A 26,376-nucleotide genomic window follows, 5' to 3' on the forward strand; every position below is an offset into this window, starting at 1 on the left:
ACTCGGCCAGACCGTCGTCATGGTCACCCACGACCCCGTCGCCGCCTCCTACGCCGACCGCGTCGTCTTCCTCGCCGACGGCCGCATCGTCGACGAACTCCTCAACCCCACCGCCGACACCGTCCTGGACCGCATGCGCCGCTTCGACGCCAAGGGCCGCACCAGCTGAGCCCGTTCGCAGCCCGCACCCGAACTACCCCAGGACACCCCATGTATCGCACCGCACTGCGCAACGTGCTGGCCCACAAGGGCCGACTGCTGATGACGGCGCTCGCCGTCATGCTCGGCACCGCCTTCGTGGCGGGCACGATGGTCTTCTCCGACACCTTCGGCAAGGCCATGCGGGACAACAACTCCAAGAGCTACTCGGACGTTTCCGTCCAGGTCGTCGACCGCTCGGCGGACTCCTCCCGGCGCCGCACCGAGGGCGGCAACGAGACCCTCGACGACGCCGCCGTCCAGAAGCTGGCCGCCCTGCCGGGCAGCGCCGGCGCCCGCGGCGTGGTCAGCGGCTTCACCGGCGTCTCGGACAAGAAGGGCGACCTGATCGGCCAGTTCTGGGCCGCCAAGGGCGCCAACTTCGCGCCCGGCCAGAACGGCGCCGACCCTCGCTACCCGATGGCCGAGGGCCGCGGCCCGCAGAACGCCAAGGAGATCGCGCTCGACCGTAAGACGGCCGACAAGGCCGGTTACAAGGTCGGCGACACCGTCCGGGTCGGCGCCACCGGCCCGGTGGTCGACGCGAAGCTCACCGGCATCTTCACCACCGACGACCCGGTGGCCAACAGCGGCGGCACGCTGACCCTGTTCGACCGCGCCACCGCCCAGCAGCTGCTGCTGCAGCCCGGGCGCTACAGCTCCGTCGTGCTCACCGCCAAGTCCGGCACCAGCCAGGACGACCTGCTCGCCCAGGTCGAGCAGAAGCTCGGCGACAACAGCCAGTTCGACATCGAGACCGGCGCCCAGCTCAAGGCCGACGAAGAGGCCATGATCACCAAGGGCACCGACAGCCTGCGCACCATGCTGCTGGTCTTCGCCGGCATCTCCCTGTTCGTCGGCATCTTCATCATCGCCAACACCTTCACCATGCTGGTCGCCCAGCGCACCAAGGAGCTGGCCCTGCTCCGCGCGATCGGCGCCAGCCGCAAGCAGGTCACCCGCTCGGTGCTGATCGAGGCGCTGGCCATCGGCACCGTCTCGGCGGCGGCCGGTCTGCTCGCCGGGATCGGGATCGGCGCCGGGCTGCAGTCCCTGATGGGCAGCCTGAACGAGAACATGCCGAGCGGCTCGCTGGTGATCAAGCCCATGACGATCGCGGTCACCGTCCTGGTCGGCGTCCTGGTGACGGTGCTGTCCGCGCTGCTGCCGGCCCGGCGCGCCGCCCGGATCGCCCCGGTGGCCGCGATGAGCAGCGGCGACCAGCCGGCCACCCAGAAGAGCCTGCTGATCCGCAACACCATCGGCTCGCTGCTGGCCGCCGGCGGCCTCGCCCTGATCGGCTACGGCGCCTCCACCGGCGACGACAGCGGCCGCATGCCGGTCGGCCTCGGCGCCTTCCTGGCCCTGATCGGCGTGTTCGTCCTGCTGCCGCTGCTCTCCCGCCCGGTGGTCGCGCTGGTCGGCCCGCTGCTGCGCCTGGTCGGCGGCACCCCGGGCCGGCTCGCCCAGCAGAACGCGGTGCGCAACCCGCGCCGCACCGCGGCCACCGCCGCCGCGCTCACCATCGGCCTGACCCTGGTCACCGGCCTCACCGTGATCGGCTCCTCGATCTCCGGGGCGCTCGACCGGACCCTCACCAGCAGCGTGAAGGCCGACTACCTGGTCTCGACCGCCAACGGGATGAGCCTGTCCCCGCAGATCCCGGCCCAGATCGCCAAGGCCCCCGGGGTGGCGGCCTCCTCCCCGATGAGCAGCGCCTACTGGGCGCTCAACGGCTCCTCCCAGGAGGTCACCGGCCTCGACCCGGCGGTGTTCGACCAGCTCCTCAAGGTCAAGCTGACCAGCGGCTCGACCGCCTCGCTCGCCCAGGGCCAGGTGCTGGTCGACGCCGACGTCGCCAAGAAGGCGGGCGTCACCGCCGGCGGCACCGTCACCCTGTCCTACCCCGACCGCAGCAGCAGCACGTACACCGTGGGCGGGGTGTACGAGAAGGGCGGCGTGGTCGGCTCGGTCGTCCTGGCCAACAGCGAGATCGCCAAGCACGAGCCGCACCCGCGCACCCCCGACGTCCTGGTGAAGGGCGCGAACGGCGCCACCGACGCCCTCAAGCAGTCGCTCAAGGACGCCACCGGCTCCAACCCGGTGATCAAGGTCAAGTCCATGCAGGAGGTCCGCGACGACTTCAGCCAGACCATCACCTTCGCGCTGAACATGATGTACGGCCTGCTGGCGATGTCGGTGCTGGTCGCGATCCTGGGCGTGATCAACACGCTGGCGATGTCGGTCTTCGAGCGCAAGCGCGAGATCGGGATGCTGCGGGCGATCGGCCTGGACCGCCGGGGCATCAAGCGGATGGTCCGTCTGGAGTCCGTGGTGATCTCGCTGTTCGGCGCCGGCATCGGCCTGCTGCTCGGCTGCTTCATCGCCTGGGCGATCAACGGCACCCTGGAGTCCAGCCTGGCCGGCCTGACCACGGTCCTGCCGTACGGCCAGCTGGCGCTGTTCCTGGTGCTGGCCGGGCTGGTCGGCCTGGTGGCCGCCATCTGGCCGGCCCGCCGGGCGTCCAAGCTGGACATCCTGGAGAGCATCAAGACCGACTGACGGCCCCGCGCCCGACGCCGCCGGCCCCGAGCTCCCGCTCGGGGCCGGCGGCGTTTCCTGGCCCCGCGCGCGGCCCCGCCCCGAGCCCCCTCCCCGGGCGAGCGGGTGACCCCGCCCCGAGCCCCCTCCTCGGGCGAGCGGGCGACAACACAGCAGAGCCCCTGCCGGAGGGTCACGGCAGGGGCTCTGTACTGCTGTACTCCGCCCGGTCGCACGGCCGGCTGAGCACCACGGAGGTCGTGGTCCGGCGACACTGCCGGGCGGAGGGCCTCCGACTCATACCCCGGCGCTCCCACACCGGGGTCTCAGTCGCTTACTTGCCGGCGAGTTCCTTCTCGGCGGCCGGCTTGGCAGCGGTCTCGGCGGGCTTGGTGGGCGGCGTGACCTCCTGGATCGGCAGCTGCGGCTGCTCCATCTGGGAGAGGCCGACCATCTCGCGCTTCAGGAAGACCGCGAGCGTCCAGTCCATGAAGACGCGGACCTTGCGGTTGAAGGTCGGAACCATCGCGCCGTGGTACAGGCGGTGGAACCACCAGGCGAGGCGGCCCTTGAGCTTGACCTTGCCGAAGAGGATCGCGACGCCCTTGTGCAGGCCGAGGCCGGCCACCGCACCGAGGTTCTTGTGCTTGTACTCCTTCTGCGGGAAGCCCCGCATGCCGGAGATCACGTTGTCGCCGAGGACGACGGCCTGGCGGCAGGCGTGCTGGGCGTTCGGCGGGCACCAGGCGCCCTCGCCGACGGCGAGGTCCGGCACCTGGGCGTTGTCGCCGGCCGACCAGACGTAGTCGAAGCCCTGGACCTGGAGGGTCGGGGCGGTGTCCACGTGGCCGCGCGGGCCCAGCGGCAGGCCGAAGTTGGCGAGGATGGGGTTCGGCTTCACGCCGGCCGTCCACACGATGGTGGAGGCGTCCATCTCCATGCCGTTCTTCAGCACGACGTGGCCGTCGATGCAGGAGTCCATCGAGGTCTCGATGTAGACCTCGATCTTCCGCTCCTCCAGCTTCTCCTTGGTCCACAGGCCCAGCTCCGGGCCGACCTCGGGGAGGATGCGGTTGGCCGCCTCGACCATGACGAAGCGCATGTCGTCACGGCTGACGGTCTTGTACAGCTTCGACGCGTCGCGCGCCATGTCTTCGATCTCGGCCAGCGTCTCGACGCCGGCGAAGCCGCCGCCGATGCAGACGAAGGTCAGCGCCTTGCGGCGGATCTCCTCGTCCGTGGTGGACTCGGCCTTGTCGAGCTGCGCCATGACGTGGTTGCGGAGGCCGATGGCCTCCTCGACCGTCTTCATGCCGATGCCGTTCTCCGCCAGACCCGGGATCGGGAAGGTGCGGGAGACCGAGCCGGTCGCGACGACCAGGTACTCGAACGGCAGCTCGTAGCTGTCGCCGGCCGCGGGCTGGATGGTGGCGACCTTGCGGGCGTGGTCGATGCCGGTGACGGACCCGGTCAGCACCTCCGCCTTCTTGAGGACGCCGCGCAGCGGGGCGACGAGGTTGCGAGGCGCGACGCTGCCGCCGGCCGCCTCGGGAAGGAAGGGCAGGTACGTCATGTACGACCGCGGGTCCACGACCGTGACGGTCGCTTCGCCGTAGCGCATCTTCTTGAGGATGCGCATCGCGGCATACAGGCCGACGTAACCACCGCCGACAATGAGGATGCGAGGACGCTCCGTGGTGCTCATATCGGAAAGTATCCAGCACCGTCCGGAGCAGCCTTCGTGAGCCCGGTCACAAGTTGCTGGACACCCCGTGCTACACTGCGCGGCCACAAAACCGGCCCCGAGGTCCGCGCTCACCACCCCGCGCGGGGGTGCGTGAACACGCGCCGGAGCACCACCCTGCTGAGCAGCAACGATCCGTACGACACCCGGGTTCCCGCTCGCGATTTCGATTTTCAAACCTCAGGCGAGCGCCAGCCTGCGATCCCACGGCCCCCTCCGCCGGGGAACCTTCGGTCCCACATTTCGGACGTAGCGGGCGAGCGGGTGCGACGAATGACTGGATCGCCATGTGAAGAAATTCACGAACCTTTCCGCCACGCGCCCGGGCGCGCCCCGGCCCCGGCCCCCCGAAGGGGCGCCGGGGCCGGTTCGGTAAGCCGCGCAGGGGGTCAGGAGGCCATACTCCAGGCGACCCCGTCGAGGATGTCGTGCTCGCTGACGACCACCTCGGCGGCGCCCGTCCGGTCCATGATCTCGAGCAGTTCCAGGGCCCCGGCGGCGATCACGTCCACCCGGCCCGGGTGCATCGACGGGATGGCCGCGCGCTGGGCGTGGGTGGCGGCCAGCAGCTCGGCGGCGATCTCGGCGACCCGCTCCCGGCTGATCCGGGAGTGGTGGATCAGCGCCGAGTCGTACTCGGGCAGGTCCTGGGCGATCGCGGACACCGTGGTGACCGTCCCGGCCAGGCCCACCAGGGTGGCCGCCCCCTTCAGCGGGACGACCTCCTCGGCCTTGTCCAGCTCGGCCCGCACGTGCGCCCGGGCCTCGGCGACCTGTGCCTCGGAGGGCAGCTCGGCGCCGCCGAAGTGCCGCTCGGTGAGCCGCACGCAGCCGATGTCCACCGACCGCGCCGCCTGCACGTCGTCCCCGCCGAGGACGAACTCGGTCGAGCCGCCGCCGAGGTCGAACACCAGGTAGGGCGCCGGGAACTGACCGGCCGACAGCTCCTTGGTGGCGCCCGTGAACGACAGGTGCGCCTCCTCCTCGCCGCTCACCACCTCGGGCTCGACGCCCAGGATGTCGCGCACGCCGGTGACGTACTCGTCGCTGTTCTCGGCGTCCCGCGAGGCGCTGGTGGCGACGAAGCGGGTGCGCTCCGGGCCGACGCCGAAGCCGGCGATGACGTCCCGGTACTCACGGCAGGCCGCGAAGGTGCGGGCGAGCGCGTCCGGGTGCAGCCGGCCGGTCCGGTCGACGTCCTGGCCCAGCCGGTTGATGATCATCCGGCGGTCGAGGTCGGTGATCTCCCCGGTCTCCGGGTCGAGGTCGGCGACCAGCAGGCGGATCGAGTTGGTGCCGCAGTCGATCGCGGCCACGCGGGTCATGGTCACTCGGACTCCTGCTCCGGGCCGGTTTCCGGCACTCCGGCCTCGGTCTCGGACTCGGCGGCGAGCTTCTTGGCGGCCCGCTCGGCGGTCTTCTGCTGCTTGGCCGCGATGACGGCCTCGTGGTCCTGCTCCTTGGCGCGGTTGCGGGCGACCCGCTCACCGGCCGCCTCGACCTCGGCCGGGGAGACGCAGGGGCCCTTGGCCCACCAGTCCTCCAGCATGCCGATCGCCTCGTCGCCGAGCGGGTTGACGCCCTCTCCGGCGGCCAGCGAGTGGCCGACCAGCACGTGCAGGCACTTCACCCGGTCCGGCATGCCGCCGGCGCTCGGGAAGCCCTCCAGCACCTCGATGGCGTCGCGCCGGGCGATGTAGTCCTCGTGCGCCTTCTGGTACGCGGCGGCCAGCTCCGGGTCCTCGGCGAGCCGGGCGGTCTGCTCCTTCATCACGCCCTCGGCCTCCAGGGTGCCGATCAGCGAGGCGGCCTTGGGGCAGGTCAGGTAGTAGAGCGTGGGGAACGGCGTGCCGTCCGGGAGCCGCGGGGCGGTCTCCACGACGTCCGGGTTGCCGCAGGGGCAGCGGTGCGCCACACCGCGCAGGCCGCGCGGCACCCGGCCGAGCTGGGCGGCGATGGCCGCGACGTCGGCGTCGGAGACGGCGGGGTGGTTCTCAGTGGTCATGGGGGGAGGTGTCTCCAGCGGGTGGCGATGGGGTCGGACGGGGGTTGGCGGGGGCGGCCGCGGCGGTGTCGGCCGCGTCCACCGAGTCCCAGATGCCGGCGTACCAGGGCTTGGCGGCCTTCACCGGGCCGGCCGCCGTGCCTCCGGGGGAGGCGGGGTCGCTCGCGGAGGGCTTGGCGGCGGACTGCTGCCCGGCCGGGTCCACCGCGATGTACGGGGTCTCCCCCGGCACCGCGTAGTGCAGCCGGGCGCGGGCCTGCGCCTTGACGTACTCCGGGTCCTGCCAGCGGGCCTTGTCCCGGCGCAGCTGCTCGACCTGCTGGCGCGCGTGGTCGGCCTTCGCCCGCTGGGCGGAGATCTCGGCGCGCTGCGAGATGAACTGCCGCGTCGGGTAGGCGAGGATCGCCACCAGGGAGCAGAGCACCAGCACGAGGACGGTCGCCCGGCTCGTGAACCGAGGTCGGGCCGCCAAGCCCGGAATCCTCCAGCCTGCCATCTCCGGTGTCCCCCTCCTGGTCGCGACGGTGCCCCGCCGTCCACCCTACGGGGTGAACGGCGGGGCACCGGTCAGGCGTGCGCTGGCGCGGGCGCTCAGCCCTCGTACGTGCTGTGCCTGCTGGTCCGCGGAGCGCTGTGCTTGCTGGTCCGCGGAGCGCTGTGCCTACTGGTCCGCAGAGCGGAACCGCGGGAACGCGCTGCGGCCGGCGTACTCGGCGGCGTCGTCGAGGATCTCCTCGATGCGCAGCAGCTGGTTGTACTTGGCGACGCGCTCGGAGCGGGCCGGGGCGCCGGTCTTGATCTGGCCGCAGTTGGTGGCGACGGCGAGGTCGGCGATGGTGACGTCCTCGGTCTCGCCGGAGCGGTGCGACATCATGCAGCGGTAGCCGTTGCGCTGGGCCAGCTCGACGGCGTCCAGGGTCTCGGTGAGCGAGCCGATCTGGTTCACCTTCACCAGCAGGGCGTTGGCCGTGCCGGTCTCGATGCCGCGGGCCAGGCGGGCCGGGTTGGTGACGAACAGGTCGTCGCCGACCAGCTGGACCTTGTCGCCCAGCTTGACGGTCATGGCCTTCCAGCCGTCCCAGTCCGACTCGTCCAGCGGGTCCTCGATGGAGACCAGCGGGTAGGCGTCGACCAGCTCGGCGTAGTACTCGATGAGCTCGGCGGCGGAGAGGGCCTTGCCCTCGAACTGGTAGGCGCCGTCCTCGTAGAACTCGGAGGAGGCGACGTCCAGGGCCAGCGCGACGTCGCGGCCGGGCACGTAGCCGGCCTTCTCGATGGCCTCGACGATGAGGTCCAGGGCCTCGCGGTTGCTGTCCAGGTTCGGCGCGAAACCGCCCTCGTCGCCGAGGCCGGTGGACAGGCCGCGCTCCTTCAGCACGCCCTTGAGGGTGTGGTAGACCTCGACGCCCCAGCGGACGGCCTCGGAGAAGGACTCCGCGCCGATCGGGGCGATCATGAACTCCTGGATGTCCACGTTGGAGTCCGCGTGCGAACCGCCGTTGAGGATGTTCATCATCGGGACGGGCAGGACGTGCGCGTTCGGGCCGCCCAGGTAGCGGAACAGCGGCAGGTCGCTGGCCTCGGAGGCGGCGTGCGCGACGGCCAGCGAGACGCCCAGGATGGCGTTGGCGCCGAGCGAGGACTTGTCGGGGGTGGCGTCCAGGTCGAGCATGGCCTGGTCGATCAGGCGCTGCTCGGTGGCGTCGTAGCCGACCAGCTCCGGGCCGATCTGCTCGATGACGGCCAGGACGGCCTTCTCGACGCCCTTGCCGAAGTAGCGGTTCTTGTCACCGTCGCGCAGCTCCAGCGCCTCGAAGGCACCGGTGGAGGCACCCGAGGGGACGGCGGCACGGCCGGTGCTGCCGTCGTCGAGGCCGACCTCGACCTCGACCGTGGGGTTGCCGCGCGAGTCGAGGATCTCACGGGCTACGACGACATCGATGGACGGCACGAGGCATCTCCTTGCGGAAGCAGGGTCCGGCTGACGGGGTGGTGACAGTCGGCGGGACGATTGCGGAGTCGTTACGACCAGAGCCTAACCGCCCGGGCTCGCGGGGCCACGTCCGCCTCGGCACCGTCTCAGCGTGTGGCCCCCTACCCACCGGTAGTTCACCTCGTCGACCCGGTACGTCCCCCCGGACCGGGGCGATCGCGGACGAAGGGGGCCGGTGCGGACGACCCCCTCCCCGGCGCGCCCGGTCAGCCGAGGTGCAGCACCTGGCCGGGCATGATCAGGTTCGGGTCGCCGCCGACCGTCGCCTGGTTGTGCTGGTACAGCGCCTGCCACCCGCCGGAGACGCCCTGGGCGGCGGCGATGTTCGACAGCGTGTCGCCGGCGCGGACGGTGTAGTCGTGGCCGGTCGACGCGGAGGGGGCGGCCGGGGCCTGGTCGGCGCGCGGGGCGGCGTGCTTGGGGACGTACTGCTGGGCGGACGGGTCGACCGGCTTCTCGGCCCGGCTCGGCGCGGCGTGCTTCGGCGCGGACGGCTGGGCCGGCTTCGCGGCGGGCTTGGCGGCCTTCGGGGCCTGCGCCTTCGGGGCCTGCGCCTTCGGGGCCGACTGGGCCTTGGTGTCCGAGGAGTCGTCGACGGACGCGGCGGCGCCGCCCTTGCTCAGCCCGGCCTTCTGCGAGCAGACCGGCCAGGCGCCCGGCCCCTGCGAGGCCAGCACCTTCTCGGCGACGGTGATCTGCTGCGCCCGGCTGGCCTGGTTGGCCTGCGGCGCGTACGCGGTGCCGCCGTACGCCTTCCAGGTGCTGGAGGTGAACTGCAGACCGCCGTAGAAGCCGTTGCCGGTGTTGATGCTCCAGTCGCCGCCGCTCTCGCACTGGGCGACGGCGTCCCAGCTGGAGGCCGGGGCGGCGACGGCGCCGCCGGCGGTGAGCAGCGGCAGGGCGAGTCCGACGCCGGCCACGCCGGCGACGGCGATGACCTTCTCGGCCTGGGTGCGGCGGCGGTGACGGCCAGATCCAACGAGCAGCATGAAGAGTCCCTCTCCGCACGCCTGCGAGGTGAGCTGTCGGGTTCGGACCGGGAGGTGGCCCGGCCGCCGTGCGCGGAGACGATCCCGCTCGGGCGGCTTCACCCCAAGCCGTGGAGGAAACGGCAACGAACCTGGTTCCCCCGCCCCTGCCCAGGGTCTGGTCGGTTTCCCGTGGCGCGGCGGACAGGATTCGGCGTTCCGCGCACGAGGTCCGCAGCTGCGAACTCCAGGGAGAGTAGACAGATCATCATGTCGATCACAAGCTCATATCACCGACATCACACCGAAATCACGGCACGTGATCAATCGCCTACCAACGGCACCGGTTTGTCCGGATTGATAGGTGTTCATACCGGCGCCAACGGCGCGTCGGCGACGGCGCGTCAGCGTGGCGCGGTCTCAAAAAGACGCATGCGGTGACCGGATCTCAGGGGTGAACTCGACCGGAAGTTCACGCAGCCCCCGCATGATCAGGCCACCCCGCCAGCGCAGTTCCTCCGGCTTTTCGGCCAACCGCAGGTCCGGCAGCCGGGACAGCAGCGTGGCCAGCGCGGCCCGCCCCTCCAACCGGGCCAGCGGGGCGCCGATGCAGTAGTGGATGCCGTGCCCGAACCCCAGGTGCGGATTGTCCGCCCGGGCCAGGTCCAGGGTGTTCTCGTCGGCGAACCGGGCCGGATCGCGGTCCGCCGCCGCCAGCACCACCAGCACCGGATCGCCCACCGGGATGTCCACCCCGCCGATCGACAGCGGCTTCGTCGCGAACCGCCACGTCGCCAGCTCCACCGGCCCGTCGTAGCGCAGGAGTTCCTCGATCCCGGTCTCCAACAGCCCGCTCTCGCCCCGGGCCACCGACTCCTGCAGCAGCCGGCGCTGCTCCGGGTTGCGCAGCAGCGCGTACGTGCCGTTGCCGATCAGGTTGACGGTCGTCTCGAAACCGGCGAACAGGAGGATGAACGCCATCGCGGCGGCCTCGTTCTCGGTCAGGTGCTCACCGTGGTCGCTCGCCCGGATCAGGCCCGAGATCAGGTCGTCCCCGAGGTCCGCCCGCTTGCGGTGGATCAGCTCCAGCAGGTACGCGCGGATCTGCTTCACCGCCCGCCCCACGCCGCCGCGTTGGCCGCCGCCCTGGCCCGGCTTCGTGTGTCGCAGCATCATGCCGGCCCAGTCCCGGAAGTCGTCCTGGTCCTCGGCCGGCACGCCCAGCAGGTCGCAGATCGCATAGATGGGGAGCGGGAAGGCGAACTCGTGGATCAGGTCCGCCGAGCCGCGCTGCGCGAAGCCGTCGATCAGCCGGTCGGTGAGCTGCTGCACCCTCGGCTCGAACTCGGCCACCCGGCGCGGGGTGAACGCCTTCGACACCAGGCGGCGCAGCCGGGTGTGGTCCGGCGGGTCGATGTTCAGCAGGTGCGTCATCAGGTCCGCCTGCCGCTCCCCCGGGATGCCCACCCGGCCGGTGCGGTGCGCCTGCTCGCTGTGGTGCGCCGGGTTCTTCGACAGCCGGCCGTCCGCCAGCGCCTGCCGGGCGTCCGCGTACCGCGTCACCAGCCAGGCCTCCACCCCGCTGGGCAGCGTGGTGCGGTGCACCGGGGCGTGCTCGCGCAGCCAGGCGTAGGCCGGGTACGGGTCGGCGGCGAACTCCCAGGTGAAGAGCTGCGGGGCGGGGGCGTCGGGCTGAGCAGGCATGGGTCGACGGTATCCGGTGAGCGGGGCGCGGACGGCGCGCGAACGGCGCGCGGACCGTCCGCGAGCCGTGTGCGGAGCGCGTGCGGGGCACGCCTCGACACCCGGTGCCGGGCCGTGCCCGCTTCTTGGACAGCTCTTGGAGTTACGGCGGGCGTGAGTCTGGTCACCTGCGGGGTAATTCCTGTTGCGGAGGGTCAGGACGTGCCTACGATCCTCCGCAGTACGCGTGGGCGCCGGTGCGGTGTCGCCCACAGGGAGGAGCAGACCATGCGGGTCGCCGGGGCAGTCGTCGTCATCGCGGTACTCGACGGCGGGTCGGGGTCCGACCTCGCCCGCCGGCTCACCGCGGCCGGCGCCGCCGGGATGCTGATCGCCGACCAGCACGTCGGCGTCGCCGAGGACCTCGCCGCCGAGCTCGACCGCACGGGCTGCCCCGTCGTCGGCGTCAGCGGAGACGTCCGCCGGCCCAGCGACGTCGCCGCCATCGTCGACACCGCCGAGAAGCACCTCGGCCCGATCGACCTGTTCTGCGTCGCCGGCCCGGACGGCGAGCGGATCGTCTCCCTCGCCGACCTGCCCGCCCACCTCGACCTGGAGCGGCTGGCCGAGCTCCTCGCCCTCGTCGGCGACGCCATCGCCGAGGTCGTCCCGCCGCAGCGGCGCCCCGCCGGGCGCACCGCCACGGCGGCCTGACTCCCGCTCGCTACTCCGCCGGCTCCAGGCCCTCGGCCGCGCGCACCGCGTCCCGGTAGCCGCGCGCCGCCGAGCGCAGCGCCGCGTCCACGTCCACCCCGGCGTCGTGCGCCCGCTGCGCCACCGCGAGCAGCAGCCGGCCCGCCGACTCCGCGGTCAGCTCCGCCTCCGCCGGCAGCTCGTACGGCTCGTCCGGCACGCCCGTGAAGCCCGCCCGCCGCACCCGGGACACCAGCTTCGCCGCGTACGCCAGCGCCGGCAGCCCGGCCGGCACGCCGTCCAGGACGGACTCGCGGTCCGCCTTCTCGGCCGCCTTCAGCTGCTCCCAGTTCGCCTCCACCTCGGCGGCGCCGTCCGCCTCGACGTCCCCGAACACGTGCGGGTGCCGGTAGACCAGCTTGTCCACGATGTCCCCGGCCACGTCGTCGACCGAGAACGGCTCCTCCGGGTGCTCCTCGGCGATCCGGGAGTGGAAGAACACCTGCAGCAGGACGTCGCCCAGCTCCTCGCGCAGCGTCTCGCGGTCCCCCGCCTCGATCGCCTCGACCAGCTCGTACGCCTCCTCCACCAGGTACTTCACCAGGCTCTCGTGCGTCTGCTCGGCGTCCCACGGGCAGCCGCCGGGCGACCGCAGCCGGTCCATCACCGTCACCAGGTCCAGCAGCCGCGAGCCCGGCAGGTCGTACGAACCCGGCAGCACCTCGATCTCCGGCACCTCCCCGGCGTGCTCCACCGCGAGCCGCGCCAGGGCGTCCGTCAGCCCCGGATCGCCGTCCACGCCGCCCAGCCACACCGTGGGCCCGCCCGCGGCCGGCTGCCCGGTCAGCAACCGGGCCAACGACGGCGCCGACTCCGCCGCCACGACCTCCACCTCGACCCCGGCCTGCCGCACCGCCGCCACCTGCGGATGCCCGGCGTCCCCCACCAGCACCCGCCCGGCCGACCGCAACGCCTCCCACGCCGGCCACGACAACAGGCCAGGAGCCACCCGGTGGGTGGTGGTCAGCAGAATCAACTTCGCGCCCGGAACATTCGTCGTCACCCCTCGAACCTACCCGCCCCCAGCGGAAGTCGACCCGGCCGACTTCCTGCTCCCCGGGCCCGCCGCATCCGGGCGCTGCCCGGCACCGGCTTCACAGAAAGTCGGGCCCACCGACTTCCCACTCCCGGGCTCGCCGCTCCCCGGCACACGCCCAACGCACCCAGGCCCGAGCCACAACTGGCAAAGCCCGCGCGGCACAGGAAGTCGAACCGGCCGACCTCTCGCGCGCGATCCGAACGGGGCCGGGCCGCACCCGACCAGGCTGGCGCAGGAAGTCGGCCCGGCCGACTTCCTACTCCCCGGGCCCGCCACACACGGGGGCTACCCAGCTTCACAGGAAGTCGGGCCCACCGACTTCCCACTCCCGGGCTCGCCACTCCCCGGCACACGCCCAACGCACCCAGGCCCGAGCCACGACTGGCAGAGCCCACTCGGCACAGGAAGTCGGGCTGGTCGACTTCCTGCTCCCCGGGCCCGCCGCATCCGGGCGCTGCCCGGCACCGGCCTCACAGGAAGTCGGGCCCACCGACTTCCCACTCCCCCGGGCCCGCCGCACACGGGGGCCACTCGGCAACGCTTCTCCCTCTCCGCGAGTGCGCCACACAGGCAGTGGGCAGCAGGGAGCGGACCACTCAGCACAGGAAGTCGAACCGGCCGACTTCCTGTGCCGCGCGGGGTTCGTCAGTGAGGGGTCGGGGGCCAGGGGGTGGAGTGGTGGGGGTGGAGGGTGTCGAGGGATTGGCGGAGGCGGCGGACGGCGGGGTGGTGGGGGCCGTCGCGGCGTTCGCGTTCGAGGAGGAGCTGGAGCAGCCACTGCCAGGCGTGCTGGGGGTCGCCGGCGGCGGCGAGGTGGAGGCCGATGCGTTCGCGCAGGTCGTAGGCCCGTTCGGGGTCGGGGTCCTCGGCGTGGGCGGCGAGCAGGGCCTGGTACTCGGCGAGGGCTTCCGGGCCGTGGCCGAGCTGGTCGAGGCAGATGGCCGCGCGGTAGCGGTGGTCGAGGCCCTGGGGCCCGTGCGGTCCGCCCTCGGCGGTGGCGGCGAGGCGCCGGTACTCGGGGAGGGCCTGCTGGGGGTGCCCCTGGTGGAGGAGGGTGCGGGCGTAGATGGTCCGGATGGTGCGGACGAGCGGTGCGGCCGCGCCCTGCTCGGCCTCGACGCGGGGCAGCAGGCGGGCCGCGAGGTCGAGGACCTCGGCGTGGCGCCCGGCGTCGACCAGGTCGGAGAGCCGGGCGCACTCGGCCGCCAGGTCGGGGCCTGCGGCAGCGCCGGACGGAGGCGCCGGAGGCGCCGGGGGAACAACAGGGACGGGCGGCACCAGGAACGGGCGCGGCTCCGGCGGGGCCGGCGCTGCGGCCGCCACGGCGGCCGGCTGCGGCTGGTGCGGGTAGCGGAACGGCCGTACGGGGTCGGGCAGCGCCGTGAACCGGGGCTGCGGGGCTGCGGCGGCCGGGGGCAGCAGCGGGAGCAGCCGCCCGTACACGGCCCGGGCGTCGGCCGGGCGGTCGGCGGGCTGCTTGGCGAGCAGGTCGAGGACGAGCCGTTCGAGCGTCGGCGGCACGTCCGGCCGCAGGTCGCGCAGCGGGACGGGCGGTTCGTCGACGTGCCGGCGCAGGATGCCGAGGGCGGTGGGCGCCCGGAACGGCTCCTCGCCCGAGAGCATCTCGTGCAGCAGGCAGCCCAGCGCGTACAGGTCGCTGCGCGGGTCGGTGGTGGCGGCGAGGGCCTGTTCGGGGGCCATGTACGCGGGGCTGCCGATCGGCACCCCGGTGAGGGTGAGGCGGGTCGTCTCGGTGTCGAGGGCGGTGGCGATGCCGAGGTCGAGCAGGACGGTGCGGCCATCCTCCCGGACCATCACGTTGCTCGGTTTGAGGTCGCGGTGGACCACCGGGACGGCGTGGACGGCGGCCAGCGCCGCGCACAGCTGGGCGGCGACGGCCACCGCCCGCTCGATCGGGAACGGCGCGTCCTCGGCGATGAGGTCGGCGAGGCTGACACCGGGGACGCGCTGCATGACCAGGTACAGCTCGCCCTCCTCCTCCCCGGCGTCGAAGACGGTGACCAGCCCGGGGTGGTCGAGCGCGGCCGTGACCCGGCACTCGCGCAGGAAGCGGCGACGCAACTCGTCGCCGTGGCGGCGGCGTTCGGAGGCCGTACCGGTGCCGGTGACGGTGCCGATACCGCTGCCGGTGCCGGTGCCGGGCAGCAGGTGCTCGGGGCGCAGCAGTTTGACCGCGACCGTACGGTGCAGGCGCTCGTCCCGGCCGGCCCAGACCTGGCCCATGCCGCCGTGGCCGATCTTCTCGGTGAGCCGGTAGCGTCCGGCGATCAGCCGGGGAGCGGTCACGACCGGCCCTCGCGGGACTGACGGCGCAGCAGTTCGCCGAGCTCCCGCAGGTCGTGGGCGGTCTCGGCGGTCGGCGCGGCGGGCGGGGGCGGAGTCTGCGCGTAGGGGGCCGCCGGGGCGCCGTAGCCGGGCACGGTCGGCGCGTACGGCGAGGCGTAGGGCCGGCCCTGCGGCGGCGGGTACGACGGGAACGCCTGCGGCGTGGGGCGGCCCGCCTCCCAGACCGCGCGGCGGTCCATCAGCAGGAAGTGCGGCGTCGGCGTCAGCCACAGCACGATCAGGGTGATCTGGCCGGTGAGGTCGGCGGTCGGGTCCTTCAGGCCGCCCGCGATCCCGGCGGAGACGAAGAGCGTCAGCAGCAGCCCGCAGAACACGACGGCGCCGAGGACGTCGTACGCCCGCCGCCGCCGGACCGCCAGCAGCAGGGACGGGACGGCGCCGAGCAGGCCGGCGGTCAGCAGCGGGGCGAGGGCGCAGAGCACGCGCGCGACCGTCCCGAACCGGCCCGGTATCGGCGCCGGTACCGCTGCCGGTGGAGCGGGCGGCCCGGCGGTCGGGAGCGGCCCCGGAGCGTACGGCGTGCCACCGGGCGGCGATCCGAACGGCCCGGGGTACTGCCCTGCCATGTGCGCTCCTGAGCTGGTGGGAACCGATGCCGACCGTGGTGCGGACGACCCGGCCCACCGTACCGCCCGGCCGGGCCGCCACGGAGGGCTTCCGTCCGGTCGACACCTCGCCGATACCGAGCCGGTGTTGAGCCGGTGTCAGCCCCGCCCCGACCGGCAACGATTCAGGCCCCGGCGGCGCCACGGCACCGGAGGCCGGAGCGCCCGTCCCGGACCGGGCGAGAGCCGCGCCCCGGTCGGCGCCGGCTCAGGCCTCCGGCGGCGCCAGGGTGCCGGTGGCCAGGGCGTCCGTTGCGGCCTGGGTGAGGGTGCGGGCGAGGGTGGCGGCGCGGGTGAGGGTGGAGTCGAAGGCGGCGAGGCGGGCGAAGGCGGCGCCGAGGTGGTGCTGGGCGGGGAGGGGGAGGCGGGGCAGTTCGACCCGGCGGATGTCCAGGCGGGCGGTGGTGGTGGCGTGGCTGGCGGCGCGTCGGGTGCCGGCGGTGGAGCGGAACTGGCCGGCCAGGAACTCGGGGTCGAGGACGGCCGGGTCGGGCCGCAGCAGGTGGAGTTGACGGCCGAGGGCGGCGCCGACCAGCGGGCCCTCGGCGGGGACGACGCGGGCGGTGCCGCCGCCGAGGGCGGGGACGAGGACGTCGCCGGGGCGGGTGCGGACGTCGCCGGCGGGGCCGGTGGCGGCGGCCAGGACGGCGCTGGGCGGGGCGTCGGCGGCGAGGTCCTGGTCGGTGACCACGGGGGTGCCCCCCGGGTCGGCGCCGGCCGGGCGGGTGGCGACGCCGGTACCGGAGGAGTACACCTCCAGTGCCCCGCCGCGGACCAGTTCGCCCACGGTGACCACACCCACCGTGCCCGCGCCGGCGCCGGCGCCGGCGCCCGGGACGGCCGGCCCGGCCTGCGGGAGCAGCGTGGCCGGGTCGGCCAGCCCGGCCAGCAGTTCGGCCAACCTCCCGCTGAGGTGCGAGAGTTCGGCCGCGCCGCCGACCGGGGCGGCGGGCGGGACGTGCCGGGCCGGGGAGAGGTCGGTCTCGTCGTCCAGCAGGTCGATGGCGGCCATGGCGCGGTGGACGCCGGGGCGGTCGGCCGGGACGGGCAGACCCTCGCGGGCGGCGAGGTCGAAGCCGCGCCAGGCGTCGAGGACGGTGCGGTGCAGCGCGGGCCAGTCGACCCTGTCCCGGCCGCCTTCCGGAGCCGCCGCGGTGGCGGGGCCGGTCGACGGGCCGGCCGAGGTGCCCGCGGAGCCCGCCGCCCCGGCGTCGACCAGCAGGACCTGGCGGAAGTCGTCGCCGGGCCGGGGCGCGCGGAGCACCCAGAGGTGCAGCGGGACGCCGTACGGCGGTGCGGCGCCGGCGGGCAGGGCGATGACGGCCCGCAGCGCGCCGGAGCGGAGCAGTTCGGCGCGGATGCGGCGGCCCGCCCGGCGGGCGGCGACGGTCGGCGGGAGGAGGAGGGCGGCGAGGCCGCCGGGGCGGGTGCGGGCGAGGCAGTGCAGCACCCAGGCGAGCTCGGACTCGCCGCGCGGCGGGACGAGCCCGCCGGGCCAGCGGGTGTCGAACTGCAACTCGTCGTGGCCCCAGTCCCGTTCGTTGTACGGGGGCTGGCAGAGCACCGCCTCGAAGGTGTCGCCGGGGTAGGCGTCCGCGCGCAGGGCGTCGCCGGTGCGCAGGTCGAGCGGGAGCGGGCCCGGGTCCTCGGCGGGGGTGTGCAGGGCGAGGCGCAGGCGGGCGAGGGCGGCGGCGACCGGGTCGGCGTCCTGGCCGTAGCGGCCGGTGGTCGGGGGGTGGGCGAGCAGGACGGCGCCGAGGCCGGCCGCCGGGTCGAGCACGGTGGCGGGGACGCCGGCGACGGCCGCGAGCAGCCGGGCGGCCTCCGGCGGGGTGGGGCTGAGCTGACGGCTGTTGGCCTCGGTGTGGCGGGTGAGCAGCTGCTCGTACGCGCCGGCGGGACCGGCCTGTGCGGCGAGGGCGGCGAGCAGGCGGGCGAGGTCCAGCTGGGTGCTGCCGAGCAGGTGGGGCAGCCGGAGGTCGCGGGGGGCGTCCGGGCCGAGGGTGTGAACGGCGGTGTCGGCGACGGCCCGGGGCAGCGCGGTGGCGAGCCGGGTGTCGGGCTGGTCGGCGAGCTCGGCCCAGCGGGCGGGGGCCCGGTGCAGCAGGAGCAGCAGGGCGCCGGCCTCGACCAGCGGGGCGGCGGCGTGGCCGGCCGGGTCGCGGAGGGTGTCGACCAGCTGCCAGGCCCGTTCCAGCAGCGGGAGTTCGGCGATCTTGCCCTGGGCGCGCAGCCAGCTCTCGACCTCGTCGAGGGCGAAGGTCGGGCTGGCGTCGGTGCCGCCGACCGGTCGCGGGAAGTCGGGGTGGCGGCGGCGCCAGTTGCTGACCGCGGCCCGGCCGACGCCGGCCAGCCGGGCGATCTCGGCGGCGGTCACTTCGGGGCGGTCCGGCACGGGGGCTCCTTCGGTGGCGCGGTCAGGCCGGGATGTGACCACACAGCATAGCGAGGCATTCGCTCAAGCCTGTTCACGGTGTGAACAGAGCTCTTTTGTGAATTGCCGTTGACACCATTCACGGCCGGATGGTGTGATCTCTCCGTCGCCACGAAGCGAGGGCGACAGCCGAAAGACCGTCACAGACACCGGGAGACAGCCATGTCCGCCACTGCCCGCCGCACCGCCGCCCTGCTGCTCGGCGCCACCCTGGTCACCCTCACCGCGACCGCGTGCAACTCCACCGGCGGTGCCTCCGTCTCGACCGAGGCGAAGCAGACCGCGTCCGCGAGCACCACCAAGGCCGCCGACGCTCCCCACGCGCCGGCCCCGGCCAAGGTCGGCGACACCATCGCGCTCAAGGGCATGGACAAGGGCAACACCGCCGACGTCACCGCGGTGAAGGTGGTCGACCCGGCCGAGAGTGCGAGCGAGTACCTCAAGCCCGCGGACGGCAAGCACTACGTCGCGGTGCAGTTCCAGATCAAGGCCACCGGTGCCCAGGCCTACAGCGAGGTCCCCGCGAGCAGCGCCAAGGTGGTGGACACCCAGGGCCAGGCGTACGGCCCGAACCTTGAGGAGACCAAGGCCGGCCCGGCCTTCCAGACCCCCACCAACATCGCCCCCGGCGACACCGGCAAGGGCTTCGTCACCTTCGAGGTCCCGGACGGCACGAAGCTCGACAAGGTCCAGTTCGCCCTGGACAACGGCTTCTCCCAGCAGACCGGGCAGTGGAAGATCGGCTGACAGCCCCGTTCACAGGCCGGGCGCACCCCGGACAGACGGAACGGCGGCCCCGGGCCGAAGCCCGAGACCGCCGTGCACCACCGAACCGCGCTACTTCTTCGCCCCCGCCAGGTCGTCGAACATCGACGACAGGAACTCGCTGCACCAGCCGAGCAGCTCCCGCCCGACCAGCGGCTTGCCGCCGATCCGCCCGGTGCTCGGCCGCGGCACCAGCAGCTGCTGCGAGGCGGCCTTGACCTGGCTGCGCGGGTAGAGCCGGTTCAGCCGCAGCTGCTGGGACTCGCGCAGCTCCACCGGCCCGAAGCGGACGAAGTTGCCCTGCAGGGTGATGTCGGCGACCCCGCACCGCCGGGCGTACAGCCGCAGCGCCGCGACGAGCAGCAGGTTCTCCACCGGCTCGGGCAGCTTGCCGTAGCGGTCCACCAGCTCGTCCCGGACCTGCTGGATGTCCGCCTCCGAGTTGACCGCCGCGATCGAGCGGTACGCCTGCAGCCGCAGCCGCTCGCCGGGCGCGTAGTCGTGCGGCACGTGCGCGTCGACGGGCAGCTCGATCTTCACCTCCAGCGGCTCCTCCTCCGGCTCGCCGCCGTTCGCCAGCGACTCGCGGAACTCGGCCACCGCCTCGCCGACCATCCGCATGTAGAGGTCGAAGCCGACGCCCGCGATGTGCCCGGACTGCTCGCCGCCGAGCAGGTTGCCGGCGCCGCGGATCTCCAGGTCCTTCATCGCGACGTACATGCCGGCGCCCATCTCGGTGTGCTGGGCGATGGTGGCCAGGCGCTCGTGGGCCGTCTCGGTGAGCGGCTTCTCCGGCGGGTACAGCATGTACGCGTAGCCGCGCTCGCGCCCGCGCCCGACCCGGCCGCGCAGCTGGTGCAGCTGGGAGAGGCCGAAAGTGTCGCCGCGCTCGACGATCAGGGTGTTGGCGTTGGAGATGTCGATGCCGGACTCCACGATCGTGGTCGACACCAGGACGTCGAACTCCTTCTCCCAGAAGTCGACGACGACCTTCTCCAGCTGGTTCTCCCCCATCTGCCCGTGCGCGGTGGCGATCCGCGCCTCGGGGACGAGGTCCTTGAGCCGGGCGGCCGCCTTGTCGATCGACTCGACCCGGTTGTGGATGTAGAACACCTGGCCCTCGCGCAGGAGTTCACGCCGGATCGCGGCCGAGATCTGCTTCTCGTCGTACGGCCCGACGAAGGTGAGCACCGGGTGCCGCTCCTCCGGCGGGGTGGTGATGGTGGACATCTCGCGGATGCCGGTGACGGCCATCTCCAGGGTGCGCGGGATCGGCGTCGCGGACATCGTGAGCACGTCCACGTTGGCCCGGAGCTTCTTCAGCTGCTCCTTGTGCTCGACGCCGAAGCGCTGCTCCTCGTCGACGATGACCAGGCCGAGGTCCTTGAACCTGGTCTCGGAGGAGAACAGCCGGTGGGTGCCGATGACGACGTCGACCGAGCCCTCGAACAGCCCCTCCAGGACGGCCTTGGCCTCGCTGTCGGTCTGGAAGCGGGACAGCGCCTTCACCGTGACGGGGAAGTTGGCGTACCGCTCGGCGAAGGTGGAGAAGTGCTGCTGCACCAGCAGCGTGGTCGGCACCAGGACCGCCACCTGCTTGCCGTCCTGCACCGCCTTGAACGCGGCGCGCACGGCGATCTCGGTCTTGCCGTAGCCGACGTCGCCGCAGATCAGCCGGTCCATCGGGACGGACTTCTCCATGTCCGACTTGACCTCGGCGATGGTGGTCAGCTGGTCGGGCGTCTCCGCGTACGGGAAGGCGTCCTCCAGCTCGCGCTGCCACGGGGTGTCCGGGCCGAAGGTGTGGCCGGGCGCGGCCATCCGGGCCGAGTACAGCTTGATCAGGTCGGCGGCGATCTCCTTGACGGCCTTCTTGGCCCGCTGCTTGGTCTTCGCCCAGTCGGCTCCGCCGAGCCGGTGCAGGGTCGGGGCCTCGCCGCCGACGTACTTGGTGACCTGGTCGAGCTGGTCGGTCGGCACGAACAGCCGGTCGCCGGGGTGGCCGCGCTTGGCGGGGGCGTACTCCAGCACCAGGTACTCGCGGGTGGCGCCCTGGACGGTGCGCTGCACCATCTCGACGTACCGGCCGACGCCGTGCGCCTCGTGCACCACGTAGTCCCCGGCGACGAGCGCCAGCGGGTCGATCGCGTTGCGGCGCCGGGACGGCATCCGGCGCATGTCCTTGGTGGAGGACTTCTGGCCGGACAGGTCGGTCTCGGTGATGACGGTGAGCTTCAGGGCCTCGTCGACGAAGCCGTGCTCGATCGAGCCGCAGGAGACGTGGACGACGTCCCGGGTGGGCGCCTCGGCGAGGTCGGCGACGAGCCGGGCCGGGATGCCCTCGTTGCCCAGCACCTCGGCCAGGCGGGAGGCGGGCCCGTGGCCCTCGGTCACCATGACGACCCGCCAGTCGGCGGCCAGCCGCTCCTTGGCGTCGGCGATGGCGCGGGCGGTGTCGCCCCGGTAGGCCTCGACGGCGCGCATGCCCAGGGACAGCGTGTTGGCGTCGAACTCCAGCAGGCCGTCGATGCTGGACTCGCTGGTCGCGAACGGGCTGACCGACCACCAGGGCAGCCCGATCTCGGCGGCGTGCTCGCGCACCTCGGCGAGCGAACGCAGCGATGCGGCGGAGACGTCGATCGCCTCCAGGTCGATCGGCCGGTCCCCGCCGGCCGCGGCGGCGACCCAGGAGGCGTGCAGGAACTCCTGGCTGGTCGCCACCAGGTCGACGGCCCGGGTGCGGACCCGCTCCGGGTCGCAGACCACCGCGACCGAGCCGAGCGGCAGCACGTCCAGCAGCAGCTCCATGTCGTCGACCAGGACGGGCGCCAGCGACTCCATGCCCTCGACCGCGATGCCCTCGGCGATCTTGTCCAGGATCTCGGCCAGCCCCGGGTGCTCGGCGGCGAGTTCGGCGGCCCGGGCGCGCACCTCGTCGGTGAGCAGCAGCTCGCGGCAGGGCGGCGCCCACAGGCCGTGCTGGGCGATCTCCAGCGAACGCTGGTCGGCGACCTTGAAGTAGCGGATCTCCTCGACCTCGTCGCCCCAGAACTCCACCCGCAGCGGGTGCTCCTCGGTCGGCGGGAAGACGTCCAGGATGCCGCCGCGGACGGCGAACTCGCCGCGCTTCTCGACGAGTTCGACCCGCGCGTAGGCGGCCGCGGCGAGCCGGCGGGCCACCTCCTCCAGGTCGTGCGACTCCCCCCGCCGGACGGCCACCGGCTCCAGCTCGGCCAGCCCCTTGACCTGCGGCTGCAGCACCGAGCGGACGGGCGCGACGACCACCTGCACCGGCCCGGCCGCCGGGTCGTCCGCCCGCGGGTGCACGATCCGGCGCAGGACGGCCAGCCGGCGGCCCACGGTGTCGGAGCGGGGCGACAGCCGCTCGTGCGGCAGGGTCTCCCAGGCCGGGTACTCGGCGACGGCGTCCGGCGGCAGCAGCGAGCGCAGCGAGGCGGCCAGGTCCTCGGCCTCCCGGCCGGTCGCGGTGACGGCGAGCACCGGACGGCCCCGCTCTCCGGCCGCCTGCCCGGCGAGCGCGCGGGCGAGGGCGGCGATGGCGAACGGCCGGGCGGCGGGCGGCCCGACCAGGTCCAGGTGGCGGCGGCCGCCGGCCGGGGCGCCGGTGGCGGTGGCCGCCTCGATCGCCTCGGCGAGCGCCGCGTCCCGCGCGACGACATCGAGCAGTCCGGTCAGGCTCATCTGGGGTCTCTTCTTCGTCCCGTGACTGGTGCTGCCTCCGGGCGGCGAAGGCCCGCCGGGGCAACGCGAACGACCCGGCGCGCCGAGCGGCCGGGGGTTCCCAGCCTACGCCGCGGCACGGACAGGCACGCGGTGTACGGCCCCGGCAGCGCCGGGGCCGTGGAACGCGCCCGAACGGAGCCGGGGCGGGCCGGGAGCGGACGGCGCCTGTCAGGGACACGGCCGCAGACGAACGACTGGACGGATCACCGCGTCGCCGGTGGGCGAACCGGTCGGGCACGGGCCCGGAACCGGCTCGGCGATCCGCCACGAACTGGACATACTCCTGTCACTGCCCGTCCATGGAGATCGCGCACCATGGTGAATGTGCCCGCCGCACCCAACCGTGGGGGATGGCTGTGGGGGCATGTCGCACCCCCGATGGGGGTCGGTGGTGCGAGGCCGGGCGACCCTGGGTGGGGGCGCCCGCCCAAGCGCCGGGAACCGTGGCGCCCTTTCCTGGAGGGCGCCACGGGTCTCGGCCTCACTCGTTTCCGGCGGCTGTCCCCGGCGTTTCCCGGAACTGTTTCCGGCGACCGCGCCCGGACCGCCCGGCCCGGCCCCGCACACGCCGGGACCCCGGCCGCCCGGAGCGGGGCGGTCGGGGCCCGGAACGCGAAGCGCGCCGCCCGCCAGTCACCCGGACGAGCGGTCAGCGGCGGCGGTAGGTGACGGTGTTCGGGGTGGCGTAGTCGCTGCCGTCGTCCACGATGACGATCTTCGGAATGATCCGGGTCTCCTCCTCGGGCTCCTTCGCCGCCGCGCCGGCCGGGCCCCCGCCGTCCCCGTCCGCCGCCGGCCGGGGCGGCGTGGACGGCTTCGGCGGCGCCGCGACGGGCGCGACCGGTCCGGTCACCACGCCGGACGGCGGCCCGCCGGCGTCCGGCTTCCGCTCCGACCCGCCGCCGCCGACGACCGGCATCCGCAGCACCGTGGTCGCCTTCTCCCGCGCGCCCGGCGCCGGCTCCTTGCGCAGGTTCGGCAGCGGGACCTCCCCGGTGTCCGCCTCCGAGTCCACGACGCCCGCCGGTGCGGCGTCCACCGGCGCGGCGTCCCCGGGCGCGGCGTCCGCGGGCACGGCGTCCGCGGGCACGGCCTGGGCGGAACCGGCGTCCGCGGCACCGGCGTCCTCCGCGCCCTCCGCCTCGTCCGCGCCGTCCGTGTCCTGCCCGAGCTCCACCGCTTCGATCTGGCCGACCGCCGCGCCGGTGAGCGAGGCCAGGGTGGCCTTGATGTGGTCGAGGTGCTGCTGCACCGTCTCCAGCCGGGCGTCGAACTCGCGCTGCTCGCGCTCGCTCGCCGCGTTGATCTTCTCGGCCTCGCGGCGGGCCTGCTCGACCAACTGGTCGGCCTTGGCCTGGGCGTCGGTCTCCAGCTGCTTGATCTGCGAGAGCACGGTCTCCCGGTGCTGCTCGGCCTCCTTGACCCGGCGCTCGGCGGTCGAGGAGACCTCGGCGTCCTCGGCGTCGGCCTTGGCCTGCGCCTCGGCGAAGGTCTCGTCGGCCTTGCGGCGCTTGGCGGCGAGGTCGGCCTCGGCCTGCTCGTTGGCCTCGGCGGCGGCCACCCGCACCTTGGCGGCGTAGGCGGTGGCGGCGTCGCGGGCGGCGCGGCTCTCCCGGTCGGCGTCGGCGCGCAGCCCCTCGGCCTCGGAGCGGGTGCGCTCCTCGGTGCGGCGGGCGGCCGCGTCGGCCTCGGTGCGGGTGGTGGCGGCGTACTCCTTGGCGGCCTTGTCGAGCGCCTGCCCCGCCTCGTAGACCTCGTCGCGCAGGTCCTCGGCGAAGCGCTCGGCCTTGTCCCGGACGGCCCGGGCCTCGTTCTCGGCCATCGCGGCCAGTCCGGCGGCCTGCTCGCTGAGCACCTGGTAGTCGGGTTCCGGAGCGTCCTCGGCGGCTCGGCGGACGTCGGCCAGCCGGGCCTCCATCTGCCGGATCCCGGCACCCAGGACGCTCAGCCGTTCCCACGCCTCGTCGCGCTGGGCGGTCAGGGCCGCGAGGGCCCGGTCGACCTGCTCGGGCGCGTAGCCGCGCCGGGCCTGGGTGAAGCCGTACTGGGGGACGGCGTCGCTCATGGGCTCTTCCCCTCGTTTCGCGGGCTGGGCTGCGGAGCCCATGATCGGACGGAGCGGACGAATCCGGAACCGGTTCCGACCACGGGGCCGGATTCGGTCGTCCTACGGACCGGAAAGCGTCAAGGACGGACGAATAGTCCATCCTCTTGACCTATTTTGCGCATATCCGGAGGAATCCCCAACGAGGCACCGCCGCGGCGGTACGCCGGAGGGGCCGCTCCGGACCCCGGAACGACCCCTCCCCACCTGCGAAGACCGTCGACGGACCGCTACAGCAGGCCGTCCCAGAACTGCTCCAGCAGCACGGCCCACCACGTGTCCGCGTCCTGCAGGGCCGCCGGGTCGATCGCGGCGAGCTGGGCCTGGAAGTCGGTCGTCCAGCGACCGGCCTGGTCCGGCGTCAGCCCGTACCGGAGCCGCCACATCCGGCCCAGCAGGGCCAGCGCGCGGACGAACTCCGGCACACCGCTGTTGACGAACCGGGGCTGCTGACCGGTTCCCTCGATGTCCACGGCCACCACGTGCGCGGTGCCGTACTGGACGCACAGCTGCCGGCCGTAGTCGTTGCCGAGCACCAGGTAGCCGCCGAAGTCCGGCGCCGCGGGCAGGCCGCGCTCGGCGGCCAGCTCGGCGAGCGTCGGGATCGGACGGCCCTCCTGCGCCTGGGCCCAGAAGAACGGCCCGAAGTCGCGCGGCAGCCCGGCCCACATCAGCGACTGCGACACCGGCTCCGGCACGCCCTGGCGGGAGACCGCGCGCTGCTCGTAGCGGAACAGGTTCTGCCCGAAGGCCGCGCCGATCTCCTGGGCCAGCTGCTGCGGCGCCACCGGCGGCAGCGGCTGGACGCTGCCCGGCGCGGGCAGCGGCACCCGGAACGGGCGGACCCGCTGGGCGCCGGCGGCCTGCTGGTGCAGCTCGTCCAGGTGGTCCAGCAGCTCGGCCATGCCGGCCTGCCGGGAGGCGTGGTCGTGGCCGTACGGGGCGGTGTGGGTGAGCCGCACGTTCGGCCAGGAGGCGGCGATCATGCGGTTGCAGTAGCCGCCGGGCAGATCGCACGACTCCAGCTCGGTGTACAGCTCCAGCACCTGCTCCGGCGGCACGTTCAGCCGGCGCAGGTCCTGAAGGATCTTCCACTCCGGGTGCGGGGTGCCGGGCTCGCTGCGGTGCAGCAGCTTCTGCTCCGAGCCGTCCGGGCCCCGGTAGCTGAGCGCGGCGAAGTACCCCGGGCCGACCGCGGGCACGCCGGGCGGCACGGCCGCGGCCGCCGGCTGGCCGGCCACCGGCGAGGGCGGGACGACACCGGGCGCGGCGCCCCCGGCGTTCGGGTAGCCGTACCCGGCCGCCTGCGCGGCGGGGGCCGCCGGTCCACCGGGCGGCGGCGGGACGGCGGGGCCGCCGGACGGCGGGGTGCCCGGGTCGGCCGGGGCCGGGGCGGCGCCCAGCAGGGCCGGGTCGATCGCGCTCGCCAGCTG

At 73.9% G+C, this 26,376-nt stretch carries 16 protein-coding genes, 2 pseudogenes and 1 riboswitch; of the genes and pseudogenes, 4 read left to right on the plus strand and 14 right to left on the minus strand.

The features are described from left to right. Together VM95_RS39790 and VM95_RS32165 are read left to right on the plus strand one after the other, a co-directional pair. Positions 1-169: pseudogene (locus VM95_RS39790) on the plus strand (ABC transporter ATP-binding protein); the annotation flags it as partial. 41 nt (positions 170-210) lie between these two features. Then, positions 211-2,760 (plus strand): ABC transporter permease, encoded by a 2,550-nt coding sequence (locus tag VM95_RS32165; protein ID WP_045703564.1) that lies wholly within the window; start codon positions 211-213, stop codon positions 2,758-2,760. A gap of 313 nt (positions 2,761-3,073) precedes the next feature. Here the strand turns inward: VM95_RS32165 and VM95_RS32170 are convergent, their stop codons facing one another. The 7 genes and pseudogenes from VM95_RS32170 to VM95_RS32200 form a co-directional block, all read right to left on the minus strand. Next, entirely contained in the window at positions 3,074-4,444 is a 1,371-nt protein-coding gene (locus VM95_RS32170; protein WP_045703567.1) for an NAD(P)/FAD-dependent oxidoreductase, read from the minus strand. A gap of 428 nt (positions 4,445-4,872) precedes the next feature. Then, on the minus strand, positions 4,873-5,808 hold the full coding sequence (locus VM95_RS32175) for a Ppx/GppA phosphatase family protein (RefSeq protein ID WP_045703569.1): 936 nt from the start codon (positions 5,806-5,808) through the stop codon (positions 4,873-4,875). A gap of 170 nt (positions 5,809-5,978) precedes the next feature. Continuing rightward, positions 5,979-6,506: pseudogene (locus VM95_RS32180) on the minus strand (DUF501 domain-containing protein); the annotation flags it as partial. Beyond that, positions 6,478-6,960 carry an FtsB family cell division protein gene (locus VM95_RS32185; protein ID WP_052706914.1) on the minus strand — a complete coding sequence of 161 codons (483 nt, stop codon included), beginning with the start codon at positions 6,958-6,960 and terminating at the stop codon, positions 6,478-6,480. The gene VM95_RS32185 and the pseudogene VM95_RS32180, both read right to left, overlap by 29 nt. Positions 6,961-7,149: 189 nt before the next feature. Further along, positions 7,150-8,439 (minus strand): phosphopyruvate hydratase, encoded by a 1,290-nt coding sequence (gene eno / locus VM95_RS32190; protein ID WP_045703575.1) that lies wholly within the window; start codon positions 8,437-8,439, stop codon positions 7,150-7,152. Between the two features lie 248 nt (positions 8,440-8,687). Continuing rightward, positions 8,688-9,470, minus strand: coding sequence for a LysM peptidoglycan-binding domain-containing protein (locus VM95_RS45335; RefSeq protein WP_045703577.1), 783 nt, complete (start codon positions 9,468-9,470; stop codon positions 8,688-8,690). Between the two features lie 4 nt (positions 9,471-9,474). Continuing rightward, a riboswitch (cyclic di-AMP (ydaO/yuaA leader) is annotated at positions 9,475-9,643 on the minus strand. A 226-nt stretch (positions 9,644-9,869) separates the two neighbouring features. Continuing rightward, positions 9,870-11,153 (minus strand): cytochrome P450 family protein, encoded by a 1,284-nt coding sequence (locus VM95_RS32200; RefSeq protein WP_045703579.1) that lies wholly within the window; start codon positions 11,151-11,153, stop codon positions 9,870-9,872. 267 nt (positions 11,154-11,420) lie between these two features. On the opposite strand from VM95_RS32200, the gene VM95_RS39335 reads away from it, so the two are divergent. Beyond that, entirely contained in the window at positions 11,421-11,846 is a 426-nt protein-coding gene (locus VM95_RS39335; protein ID WP_052706803.1) for an SDR family NAD(P)-dependent oxidoreductase, read from the plus strand. A 10-nt stretch (positions 11,847-11,856) separates the two neighbouring features. Here VM95_RS39335 and VM95_RS32210 read toward each other — a convergent pair whose 3' ends face one another. From VM95_RS32210 to VM95_RS32225, 4 genes are all read right to left on the minus strand, one after another. Beyond that, on the minus strand, positions 11,857-12,888 hold the full coding sequence (locus tag VM95_RS32210; RefSeq protein WP_045703581.1) for a nucleoside triphosphate pyrophosphohydrolase: 1,032 nt from the start codon (positions 12,886-12,888) through the stop codon (positions 11,857-11,859). Between the two features lie 681 nt (positions 12,889-13,569). Next, entirely contained in the window at positions 13,570-15,231 is a 1,662-nt protein-coding gene (locus VM95_RS32215) for a protein kinase domain-containing protein (protein ID WP_425265379.1), read from the minus strand. Then, positions 15,228-15,713 carry a hypothetical protein gene (locus VM95_RS32220; RefSeq protein WP_045703583.1) on the minus strand — a complete coding sequence of 162 codons (486 nt, stop codon included), beginning with the start codon at positions 15,711-15,713 and terminating at the stop codon, positions 15,228-15,230. Before VM95_RS32220 ends, VM95_RS32215 begins: the two co-directional genes overlap by 4 nt. Positions 15,714-16,104: 391 nt before the next feature. Beyond that, positions 16,105-18,291, minus strand: a complete 2,187-nt coding sequence (locus VM95_RS32225) for an N-6 DNA methylase (protein ID WP_244179024.1) — start codon at positions 18,289-18,291, stop codon at positions 16,105-16,107. 201 nt (positions 18,292-18,492) lie between these two features. Between VM95_RS32225 and VM95_RS32230 the strand changes: the two genes are divergently transcribed. Beyond that, positions 18,493-19,077 carry a DUF4352 domain-containing protein gene (locus VM95_RS32230; protein WP_045703586.1) on the plus strand — a complete coding sequence of 195 codons (585 nt, stop codon included), beginning with the start codon at positions 18,493-18,495 and terminating at the stop codon, positions 19,075-19,077. Positions 19,078-19,167: 90 nt separating this feature from the next. On the opposite strand, the gene mfd is transcribed toward VM95_RS32230, so the two are convergent. From mfd to VM95_RS32245, 3 genes are all read right to left on the minus strand, one after another. Then, positions 19,168-22,797 carry a transcription-repair coupling factor gene (gene mfd / locus VM95_RS32235; protein ID WP_045703588.1) on the minus strand — a complete coding sequence of 1,210 codons (3,630 nt, stop codon included), beginning with the start codon at positions 22,795-22,797 and terminating at the stop codon, positions 19,168-19,170. Between the two features lie 691 nt (positions 22,798-23,488). Continuing rightward, entirely contained in the window at positions 23,489-24,904 is a 1,416-nt protein-coding gene (locus tag VM95_RS32240; protein ID WP_045703590.1) for a coiled-coil domain-containing protein, read from the minus strand. Between the two features lie 269 nt (positions 24,905-25,173). Continuing rightward, a partial coding sequence (locus VM95_RS32245; protein WP_045703592.1) for an SUKH-4 family immunity protein occupies positions 25,174-26,376 on the minus strand: 1,203 nt, incomplete at its 5' end.

Source organism: Streptomyces rubellomurinus, assembly GCF_000961885.1.
In the GTDB taxonomy this organism is placed as follows: domain Bacteria; phylum Actinomycetota; class Actinomycetes; order Streptomycetales; family Streptomycetaceae; genus Kitasatospora; species Kitasatospora rubellomurina.